10 protein-coding genes are annotated in these 10562 nt (G+C 31.7%); all 10 read right to left on the bottom strand.

Annotated features, from left to right (window positions below):
• Positions 1-161: 161 nt before the first annotated feature.
• Positions 162-2243: an elongation factor G gene (gene fusA, locus L988_RS01520; RefSeq protein ID WP_047380866.1), complete on the bottom strand. Its 2082-nt coding sequence runs from the start codon at positions 2241-2243 to the stop codon at positions 162-164.
• A gap of 30 nt (positions 2244-2273) precedes the next feature.
• Positions 2274-2744, bottom strand: coding sequence for a 30S ribosomal protein S7 (gene rpsG, locus L988_RS01515; RefSeq protein WP_047380864.1), 471 nt, complete (start codon positions 2742-2744; stop codon positions 2274-2276).
• A 25-nt stretch (positions 2745-2769) separates the two neighbouring features.
• Positions 2770-3138, bottom strand: coding sequence for a 30S ribosomal protein S12 (rpsL, locus tag L988_RS01510; protein WP_023051095.1), 369 nt, complete (start codon positions 3136-3138; stop codon positions 2770-2772).
• A 122-nt stretch (positions 3139-3260) separates the two neighbouring features.
• A complete protein-coding gene (locus tag L988_RS01505; RefSeq protein ID WP_047380859.1) occupies positions 3261-5162 on the bottom strand; it encodes an ABC-F family ATP-binding cassette domain-containing protein in 1902 nt (633 codons plus the stop codon).
• Between the two features lie 67 nt (positions 5163-5229).
• Entirely contained in the window at positions 5230-6564 is a 1335-nt protein-coding gene (locus tag L988_RS01500) for a sodium/glutamate symporter (RefSeq protein WP_047380857.1), read from the bottom strand.
• On the bottom strand, positions 6557-7027 hold the full coding sequence (gene moaC / locus L988_RS01495) for a cyclic pyranopterin monophosphate synthase MoaC (RefSeq protein WP_047380855.1): 471 nt from the start codon (positions 7025-7027) through the stop codon (positions 6557-6559). The genes L988_RS01500 and moaC overlap by 8 nt, the downstream gene beginning before the upstream one ends.
• Positions 7011-7799 (bottom strand): XdhC family protein, encoded by a 789-nt coding sequence (locus tag L988_RS01490; RefSeq protein WP_047380852.1) that lies wholly within the window; start codon positions 7797-7799, stop codon positions 7011-7013. Before L988_RS01490 ends, moaC begins: the two co-directional genes overlap by 17 nt.
• Positions 7768-8598, bottom strand: coding sequence for a selenium-dependent molybdenum cofactor biosynthesis protein YqeB (gene yqeB / locus L988_RS01485; RefSeq protein ID WP_047380850.1), 831 nt, complete (start codon positions 8596-8598; stop codon positions 7768-7770). Before yqeB ends, L988_RS01490 begins: the two co-directional genes overlap by 32 nt.
• 11 nt (positions 8599-8609) lie before the next feature.
• Complete coding sequence (locus tag L988_RS01480; RefSeq protein WP_047380848.1) at positions 8610-9455, bottom strand: hypothetical protein; 846 nt, start codon at positions 9453-9455, stop codon at positions 8610-8612.
• Between the two features lie 17 nt (positions 9456-9472).
• Entirely contained in the window at positions 9473-10447 is a 975-nt protein-coding gene (gene galE / locus L988_RS01475; RefSeq protein WP_047380847.1) for a UDP-glucose 4-epimerase GalE, read from the bottom strand.
• Positions 10448-10562 lie beyond the last annotated feature (115 nt).

Genomic DNA, 10562 nt, shown 5'->3' with positions numbered 1-10562 from the left:
ATGTTAACGTGCGGTTTGCTTCTTTCAAATTTTTCTTTAGCCATTTGAAATTTCCTCCTAATTGTTATTTATATTTTATAATTTTTGTTGTGATTCTATTAAAAATAGAATCACAACATTATTAAACTTTGTACAGCTTCAAAACTTAGAAAAAGTAATTATTACTTTCCTCTTTGTTCTTGAATAGCTTTTTGAACTGATGCAGGAACTTGTGCGTACTCTTCAAATTCCATAGAGTAAGTTGCTCTTCCTTGAGATTTAGATCTTAAGTCAGTTGCATATCCGAACATTTCTGATAAAGGTACTTTAGCGTTGATTATCTTCGCTCCGTTTCTATCAGTCATTCCTCCGATCATACCTCTTCTTGAGTTAACATCTCCTATGATGTCTCCCATGTACTCTTCAGGAGTAGTTACTTCTACTTTGAAGATTGGCTCAAGGATGATTGGTTTTGCTTTTACAGCAGCTTGTTTAAGAGCCATAGATCCAGCTATTTTGAAGGCCATTTCTGACGAGTCAACCTCATGGTATGATCCATCATATAATGTAACTTTTAAGTCTACCATAGGGTATCCAGCTACAACTCCAGCCTCAAGAGCTTCTCTACATCCTTTTTCAACAGCAGGGATATATTCTCTAGGAATAGCTCCTCCTGTTATTTTGTTTACGAACTCGAACTCTTTTCCAGGGTTTGGCTCAAGAGTGATCTTAACGTGTCCGAATTGTCCTTTTCCTCCAGATTGCTTAGCGTACTTAACTTCTTGATCTTGTGCAGTAGTTATAGTCTCTCTGTAAGCAACTTGTGGTTTACCAACTGTTGATTCAACTTTGAATTCTCTTCTCATTCTATCAACGATGATTTCTAAGTGTAATTCTCCCATTCCTGAGATGATTACTTGTCCAGTTTCCTCATCAGTTTTAACTCTGAATGTAGGATCCTCTTCAGCAAGCTTAGATAAAGCTAGACCCATTTTCTCTTGGTCAGCTTTAGTTTTTGGCTCAACTGCAACCGAGATTACTGGCTCAGGGAATTCCATTTTCTCTAGAACGATTGGTGCATCTTCAGCACATAGAGTATCTCCAGTAGTTGTATCTTTTAATCCAACTGCTGCAGCTATATCTCCACAGTAAACAATTTCGATTTCCTCTCTCTTGTTTGCGTGCATTTGAAGAATTCTTCCCATTCTTTCTTTCTTACCTTTTGTAGAGTTTAATACATAAGAACCTTTTGTAAGTACTCCTGAGTAAACTCTGAAGAATGTTAATCTTCCAACGAATGGATCTGTCATAACTTTGAATGCTAAAGCCGCGAATGGAGATTCGTCAGCAATTTCTCTAGTTATTTCTAACTCGTCGTTCTTAACATCTGTTCCTTTGATTATTCCTTTATCTGTAGGAGCTGGCATGTAAGTGATGATAGCATCAAGTAATGATTGAACTCCTTTGTTTTTGAAAGCTGTTCCACAAGTAACTGGTACTATTGTGTTAGCTAAAGTTGCAGCTCTTAAAGCAGTGTTGATTTCATCTTCAGAAATCTCTTCTCCTCCGAAGAACTTTTCCATTAACTCATCAGAAGTTTCTACTACTGATTCGATCATGAAGTTTCTTGCTTCTTCAGCAGCATCTGCTAATTCAGCTCTGATATCTCTTAACTCGAAGTTTTGTCCGTTATCAGAATCTTTTGGCCAAACGATTTCTTTCATTGCTAATAAATCGATAACTCCTTCGAAGTCATCCTCAGCACCGATTGGTAATTGAATAGGTACAGGATTAGATCCTAATTTTTCTCTAATATCGTTTACGCACATCTCGAAGTTAGCTCCGATTCTGTCCATTTTATTAAAGAATGCTATTCTTGGTACACCGTATTTGTCAGCTTGTCTCCAAACTGTTTCAGACTGTGGTTGTACTCCGTCAACTGCTGAGAATACAGCAACTGCACCGTCAAGTACTCTTAGAGATCTTTCAACCTCAACTGTAAAGTCCACGTGTCCTGGTGTGTCTATTATATTTATTCTGTGATTTTTCCAGAAACATGTTGTAGCAGCAGAAGTAATTGTTATACCTCTCTCTTGCTCTTGCTCCATCCAGTCCATTGTAGCGGCACCTTCGTGAACCTCTCCAATTTTATGAGCTACTCCAGTGTAGAATAATATTCTTTCTGTTGTAGTAGTCTTTCCTGCATCGATGTGAGCCATGATACCAATGTTTCTAGTCATTTCTAAAGAAACGCTTCTAGCCATTTTGTTATCCTCCTGAATTTTAAATTAAAATTAGAACTTGTAGTGTGCGAAAGCTCTGTTAGCTTCTGCCATCTTGTAAGTATCTTCTTTCTTCTTAATAGTAGCTCCTTCGTTGTTTGCTGCTGCAATTAACTCTGCTGCTAACTTTTCGATCATTCCGTACTCTTTTCTTAATCTAGTATAAGTAGTTAACCATCTGATAGCAAGAGTTTGTTGTCTCTCAGGTCTTACTTCTACTGGAACTTGATAAGTAGCTCCTCCGATTCTTCTTGATCTAACTTCGATTTGTGGTTTGATGTTCTCTAATGCTTGCTTAAATACATCGTACCCCTCTTGACCAGTTTTCTCTTTTATTAAATCCATTGCAGAATAGAAAATTCCTTCAATGATTGATTTTTTTCCGTCTAACATGAATGAGTTGATAACTTTAGTTACAACCTTATCAGAATATCTTGAATCAGGTAATACATCTCTTTTTACTGCTGCTCTTCTTCTTGACATTTACTGTCCACCTCCTTAATAATTATTACGCTTTCTTAGCTCCGTATTTAGATCTTGATTGTTTTCTCTTAGCAACTCCTGCTGTATCTAGAGCTCCTCTGATAACTTTATATCTAACTCCTGGTAAATCTTTTGTTCTTCCTCCTCTTACTAGAACGATCGAGTGTTCTTGTAAGTTATGTCCTTCTCCTGGGATGTAAGAAGTAACTTCGATTCCGTTAGTTAATTTTACTCTGGCAACCTTTCTTAAAGCTGAGTTTGGTTTCTTAGGTGTAGTAGTATAAACTCTTACACACACTCCTCTTCTTTGTGGGTTTCCTTGTAATGCTGGTGATTTTTTACTCTCTTCTAGAGTTTGTCTTCCTTTTTTTACTAATTGACTTAAAGTAGGCATTTTACCCTCCTTCCTCTGAATTTTTTTATTTATTATTTTTAAATAATATTTAACTTTAGTATTATAATCGCTTTATTGCAAAAAGTCAAAGATAATTTTATCACATTTTTATTTTTTTACAACTATTTTTTCAATTCTTCTAATTCAAGTGCAGTTTCATCCCAGCTTTCCATAGCCTCTAAAATCTCTTCATCCTTGCTATCTAACTGTTCTTGAATTTTCATTAACTCATCTAAATTATTAGTTTTTCCTGCCACTTCATATTTTTTTTCTAATTCTATTTTTTCACTTTCTAGCTTATCTATTTCCTCTTCTAATCTTTTATATTTTTTTTCTAAATTAGAAATTTTATTTCTATTTTTTTTCTGTTCTTCATAATTTAAACCAGCAGATTCATCTTTTATTTTTATATTATCCTTTTGAGACATATAACTTTCGTAGTCTCCTTTAAATAAAGTTGCTCCATCTTTATCTATTTCATAGATACTGTTCACCACATTTTCTAAAAAATATCTATCGTGAGAAACAACTATAATTGTTCCATCGTAGTCCTCTAATGCTTCTTCTAAAATCTCTCTCGAATAGATATCTAGATGGTTTGTAGGCTCATCTAATATTAGAAAATTAGGTTTTGATAAAATCAATTTCATAAAAGCAACTCTAGCTTTCTCTCCACCCGAAAGTGATTTTATTTTCTTATCTACATCATCAGCTGAGAATAAGAAACCTCCAGCTACACCTCTAGCCTCTTCATCACTCAATTTAAAGTTATGAAGTAACTCTTCTAGAATAGTATTCTCCATTTTTAAACCTTGATGATTTTGGTCATAGTATCCTATCTTTACTCTTTCACCTATCTCAGCGCTTCCACCTCTTGCTTTTTCTAAACCATTAACAATTCTTAAAATCGTTGATTTACCAACACCATTTTTTCCAATTATACCTACTCTATCTCCTCTATATATTGTCAAATCCAAGTTATTGAACAGTTGCTTTTTTTCATAGCTCATAGTTAATTTCTTTAATTCTAACACCTTATCTACACTTGGATTCTCTACTTCAAACTTAAGTTTAATTTTTCTTACGTTGATAATTGGGTCTTCCATTTTTTCCATTCTGTCTAAAAGCTTTTGTCTTCCTCTCGCTTGCTTACATTTCTGACCAGCTTTATAACGTCTTACAAACTCTTCCATTTTTTTTATTTTATCTTGTTCTTTTTCAAATGATTTTACCGCCCCTGATAAGTAGGCTTCTTTTTGAATTACATACTCTGAAAAATTACCTTTATATGCCTTTAAAGTTTTTCCTTCAATTTCAAATACTCTATTTATTATATTATCTAGAAAATATCTGTCATGAGAGATAACTATAAAAGCTTTTGGATAATCTTTTAAAAACTTCTCTAACCACTCTATTGCTAATAGATCTAAGTGGTTTGTAGGCTCATCTAAGATCAAAAGCTCAGGTTCTTCTAATAGTATTTTTCCTAGAGCAACTCTTGATTGCTGTCCACCTGAAAGATCATCTATTTTAGTTTTCCACATCTCTTCTGGAATACTCAGTCCTATCAGAATCTGTTTAACTTTATACTCAATAGCATAGCCTTCCTCTTGTTCATATCTACTACTTAGATGTGCTAACTCATCCATATGTTTTTCAAAATTCTCCAAATCTGTTGCAACTAAATTATTTAGCTCTTTAATTCTTTTATAATCCGCTTTTAAATTCGAAAAAACACTCATTAATTCATCAAAAATAGAGTTTTCTTTATTTAAATTTATATTTTGTGAAAGATATCCAATTTTTAAATTTCCTTTTTTTGATATTGTACCTCTTTCATTTGTTTCGGGATTTGGATCTGTATCTTCCATATCCATCAACATTTTTATTAATGTTGATTTTCCAGCACCATTGACACCTATAATCCCTATCCTGTCTTTTTCATCTATTGAAAATGTTATATCTTTTAATAATGATTCTCCCGAGAATCCTTTATACAAGTTGTTTACACTTAGTAAAGCCATTTCTAATCTCCTTTATATATAAATTTATCCCTTTAATTATATCACAACTCTTAAAAAAAAGAGTGGTTTATCCCACTCTTTTATTATAATATTCTAAACTAACACCTGTTAAAATTATCAATCCTAAAAGAAGTCCGATTGGATAAAAGTAGTTGTGCATAAAACTTAATTGAATGCAGGTTGCTATTAAAATCGGTCCTAATAAAGCTGTTATTGAAAATCCTAAAGAATAATCTTGTAAAACAGGAGTTTCTAATTTTGGATCACATATTCTCAAAAGTAATAGTCCAGTTATAAAAACTCCAGTCGATGTCCCAAACATAGCTAAAGTTCTTTCTAATTTATAATCTTTAAAATATCTTTTTGAAAGACTATAAATCAATACCCAAGTGATATAAAATCCGACTATACTTATTATTAATATCGGCAATATATAGCTAGCTACAGCTTTTATTGGAATAGTCGTCACGGCTGAAACTATTGCAAACTCAGTTAAAGTTCCTGTTATCTTACTTTTCACTTTTGAATCAACACTCCATGCAATTCCTTTTTTTATAAAGATTTTCCATATAGCAAACATCAATAGCATTCCATAAGACCAAACCGTTATCTTTGAAAGTATTGGTATTCTATAGTATTTAAAAACATCTAAACTTATTATTGCCACTCCAGAAACTCCAAAAATTATAGCTATATGATACGCTAAAGTATCTACAGTTGTATTTAACATCGTTTCTTTCCCTATTGAAGGCTGATTCTCGACCTCTTTTATATATCCATTTTTATACTCTGACAAAATTTCTGGTTTTAAAATTTTATCGCTATTCATCTTTATTTGATATATTCCAAAAATAATACCTGATACCAACCCTATAGTTGCTAAAGTTACAGTTACTCCTTGAGCTAACTGCCAATACTCAGCTCCTACCTCTTTTAAAGTTCTTGCCACAACACCAGCTGTCCCATGTCCACCTGCAAATGCTGAATTTAATTCAGCTCCAAATGTCTTATAAAGCTTTATACCAAAAACTAAATCAAATACAAGATTTATAAAATAGCCTATAAACAATTGAACAAAAGTAACAAGAAATAATATGCCACCGGTTGTGACAGTATTTTTCATCATTTTTGTTTTTTTACCAAACTCCATTCCTAAAGGAACCGAAATTAAAATCGGCACTATTAAAACACCTGGAACTCCTCTTACTATACTGTTCCACTCTTGTGGAATAACACTATAATATTTTCCTAGTAAATCAGGTCCTAAAATCAACCCAATTATACCACCTATTATAGATGCTGGAATAAATAAATCCTGAAGTACTTTTACCTTACTTTTTATTACAACTCCTAGTAATATAAGTATACTCAAATACGCAATTATGCTCAAAAAATTATTCATTTATAAATTCTCCTGATTTCCCACCTGTCTTTTTACAAAGTCTGATATCTGTTATTATCATAGTTTTATCCATAGCTTTACACATATCATATATCGTTAAAAGTGAGGTAGTTACAGCTGTTAAGGCTTCCATTTCCACTCCTGTTTTTCCAGCTGTTTTTACACTTGCAACAGTTTCTATAGCAAATTCATCTTCTAAAAAATTAAACTTTATCTCTACCCCTGTTATAAATAAAGGATGACACATAGGAATCAAATCACTCGTTTTTTTTGCAGCCATTATTCCTGCAACTCTAGCTACTCCTAAAACATCTCCTTTTTCTATTCCGCCATCTTTAACTCTTTCGTAAGTTTCTTTATTCATAGAAATTTTACCTTTTGTTATAGCTTCTCTTTTCGTTTCATTTTTCTCTGTTATATCTACCATTATAGCTTTACCATCTTCATTAAAATGTGTTAACATTCTCTAACCTCCTATGCACCAATTCACCATTATTTTTAACTTTTAGTATCTCTGCCATTATCTCTATAGCTATTTCATATGGGCTACCATCAGAAACTTTAAGTCCTATTGGTGAATATAACTTTTCTTCTGGCAATTTAACACCTTTCTCATGAAGATTTTTCTTTATTTCGATTACTTTTCTTCTACTTCCAACCATACCTATATATTTACTTTTTTTGTTCAAAGCTGCTTCTAACGATTGTTGATCTGTTAGATGACCTCTAGTCACAATTATAAAATATGTATTTTCATTTTCCGGTAATAAACTTATTAGATTGTAGTAATCCCCTATTAAAATATCTGAAAAATAACTTTCATACTCAAGTCTATCATCTAATATAACTCTTTCAAAATCTGAATCTTCTAAAAGTTTATATAATTTTTGTCCTATATGTCCAGCTCCAACTATTACAACTCTATTTTTAGGATTAATAACTTTTATATATCCTTCCACTGTTCCACCACAACTCATACCTAATTCAGCTTCTTTTGTCAAATCATATTTGAATTCTGAGTTTTTATTATCTTCAAGAGATTTTCTAGCATCATTTATCACCCTATGCTCTACTAAACCTCCACCAATTGTTCCTATGAAATCATTGTCCCAAACACCCATAAGCGTTCCCTCTTTTCTAGGTGTAGATCCACTTGATTTAGTTAATGTAACCAAAGCTACTTTATTCCCACTTTTTACTTTGTCAAAAACTTTCTCCAAAATACTTAAATCCATCCTCTTCCCCTTTCCTATGAAGCTCACTTAAAATACCTTCTAATACAGCTCCACCTAAACTTCTTGCTTTATCTGATATTGTAAAGCAATTATCATACTGATTTAATCTCGGATCTATATCAGCTATTTTAAATTTGGGTTTTACTTCATAGTTATCTGAAATTATCCCTCTCAACAAACCATCTATTGTTGCAAAAACTGGCGTCTCATCAATATAACCCAAAATCTCTTTTCTCTTGACATAATCCCCTATTTTTTTTACCGCTTTAAAAAATCCAGTTTTTTCAGAATATATAACTCTTTCTTTCGTTATTCCTGCTATATCTCCAGGTTCACCTGTATTGGGTAAAGCTCCTCTATCATATATAAGTCTTCCCAGATTATGACCTCTCATTGTTTCAACTACAATATCAACATCCCTCCCAGCTACAAATCCAGGTCCTAAAGCTATTGTTATTGGAGCCATATCCATATTAGTTCCATAATTTTTTTTTGCAATTATTGCATCTATAACAATCTGAGGTTTTAAAATCTCTATATATTTCCCAACAGGATCTACTGCTACTGGGATTTCATTTTTTTTCCAACACTCTTCTATCTCTCTTAAATCGTTTACTTTTTTAGCTTTTACTCCCTCTACAACCTGTTCTAAATTATATATACACTCAGAAAATGCTACACTACGTCTTATTGCACTTGGCTTTTCAATTTCTAATGCTAAAATTTTAAATCCACTTCTATATAATCTATGAATAACTCCAGTTGCTAAATCTCCAGCACCTCTAACTATAACTAGCATATTTTTCCCCTTTATTTTTCAAAAGTTTTATTTTTATATCCCCAATATGATTTCTCGAGTCTTTTTGCTATTTCTCCAAACATCTTACAAGTATTCTCTATGAAATATTCATCAACAACAATTCTCTTTCCTTCTCTTAAATTAAATATCTTGACTATCTCCTTTTCTATAGACTCCGGTATCTCAGTCATATAGTCGTGTAAATAATCATTTCTTATTTTTCTAACTATTCCAATAAAATTTCTTTCATTATCAGATAAAGAAAAATCTATCTTCATTTTTTCTTCTATAAACAATATATAACTATTCAAATATGACATATTTTTATTTTGAATCTCTTCCAAATCTAAATTTCTGTCATAAGCCAAATCTTTTGTTAGATTTTTTAATAGAACTTCAAATATCATAAAAATATTTAAAAGATTACTCATATTATGTATCTCTTTAAAAGCATTATTATTTATAAAATAACATTTACTATACTTTGAAAATTCACTTTCATTCTCTCTTGTAGCACTCAATGATTTTCTAGATACTTTTTGATATTCTTTCAAAAAAATACTATTTATTTTATACATTCTATGAATAGTTGTCATTCTTATTTCAAATTCTTCAAAAAATTTAGCACTTTCACCATCTACCGTAAAATATGGATTAGGTTCACAAGGAATTGTCTCAATCTGAATACATATATTCTTTAAATAATCTCCAGTTTTTTCATCATCATGCTCACAGCTTTTACAACCACAGTTCTCGCTATCACATTCTGATTCTACACTACATTTTTTTTGAATATCAGTATTCTCTATATCATCTTTTTTTTCTTTCTTTCCAAAATATTTTTTAAAAAAGTTCATTATCCACCTCTATAATTTTAAAGACTTTTATACCAATTCCAAGCTGTTTCTATTATTTTACTAACATCTACATATTGTGGTTGCCATCCTAAAATTTCTCTAGCTTTATCACTCGATGCCACTACAGACGCTGGATCTCCTGCTCTTCTTTCTATAACTTCAAATTTTATCTCTATTCCTGTAACTTTTTTTGCAGCATTCAGCATCTCTAATACTGAAAATCCAGTTCCATTTCCTAAATTATATATTCCACTTATATTTTTTTCTAACGATGGTAAAGCAGCAATATGAGCTTTAACTAAATCTACAACATGGATATAATCTCTAATTCCAGTCCCATCTGCTGTAGGATAATCATTTCCATAGATACTCAACTTTTCTCTTTCTCCTTTTGCTGTTTGTAAAATAATTGGAATTAAGGCCGTTACTCCATCACCTTTTTGCCCTATATGATATTTCTCGTGTGCTCCTCCAACATTGAAATATCTAAAAATTGAATAGTTTAGACCAAATGCTTTAGCTGCATCTATAATAACTCTTTCTGCCATTAATTTACTCCAACCATATGGATTTATAGGGTTTGTTGGATAATTCTCATATACTAATCCATCACAATCAACTTCACCGTAAACTGCAGCAGTAGATGAGAATATTATATTTTTTACATCATATTTTTTCATAACTTCAACTACATTCATAACACCATAAGTATTATTTAAATAATATTTATTAGGCTCTACAACACTTTCTCCAACTTTTATATAACCCGCAAAATTCATTACTGCATCAATTTTATTTTCAATAAAAATATTTTCAAAAGTCGATATATCTCTTATATCTCCTTTATAAAACTTTGCTCTTTTATCTACAAGCTCAATATATCCATTTTCTAAATTATCTAAAACTATAACGTTATATCCTGAATCTAATAATTCTGCTACAGCATGACTTCCGATATATCCCGCTCCACCTGTCACTAATATATTTTTCATAAAACACCTCTCTATGATTTAATTTCAACAATTAAATTATAGCATAATTTTACAAAAAATAAAAAAAGATTGGCAACTTCCTATCCTCCCAGGGGGCTGCCCCCCAAGTACTTTC

This window comes from Cetobacterium sp. ZWU0022 (assembly GCF_000800875.1).
Lineage (GTDB): Bacteria > Fusobacteriota > Fusobacteriia > Fusobacteriales > Fusobacteriaceae > Cetobacterium_A.
The sequence above is the reverse complement of the archived record's forward strand: the minus strand, read 5'-3'. Positions and strand labels throughout refer to the sequence as shown.

What these genes read in the sequence shown, in the direction of transcription:
- fusA (WP_047380866.1), bottom strand. Translation starts at nt 2,243, where the DNA reads ATGGCTAGAAGCGTTTCTTTAGAAATGACTAGAAACATTGGTATCATG.
- rpsG (WP_047380864.1), bottom strand. Translation starts at nt 2,744, where the DNA reads ATGTCAAGAAGAAGAGCAGCAGTAAAAAGAGATGTATTACCTGATTCA.
- rpsL (WP_023051095.1), bottom strand. Translation starts at nt 3,138, where the DNA reads ATGCCTACTTTAAGTCAATTAGTAAAAAAAGGAAGACAAACTCTAGAA.
- L988_RS01505 (WP_047380859.1), bottom strand. Translation starts at nt 5,162, where the DNA reads ATGGCTTTACTAAGTGTAAACAACTTGTATAAAGGATTCTCGGGAGAA.
- L988_RS01500 (WP_047380857.1), bottom strand. Translation starts at nt 6,564, where the DNA reads ATGAATAATTTTTTGAGCATAATTGCGTATTTGAGTATACTTATATTA.
- moaC (WP_047380855.1), bottom strand. Translation starts at nt 7,027, where the DNA reads ATGTTAACACATTTTAATGAAGATGGTAAAGCTATAATGGTAGATATA.
- L988_RS01490 (WP_047380852.1), bottom strand. Translation starts at nt 7,799, where the DNA reads ATGGATTTAAGTATTTTGGAGAAAGTTTTTGACAAAGTAAAAAGTGGG.
- yqeB (WP_047380850.1), bottom strand. Translation starts at nt 8,598, where the DNA reads ATGCTAGTTATAGTTAGAGGTGCTGGAGATTTAGCAACTGGAGTTATT.
- L988_RS01480 (WP_047380848.1), bottom strand. Translation starts at nt 9,455, where the DNA reads ATGAACTTTTTTAAAAAATATTTTGGAAAGAAAGAAAAAAAAGATGAT.
- galE (WP_047380847.1), bottom strand. Translation starts at nt 10,447, where the DNA reads ATGAAAAATATATTAGTGACAGGTGGAGCGGGATATATCGGAAGTCAT.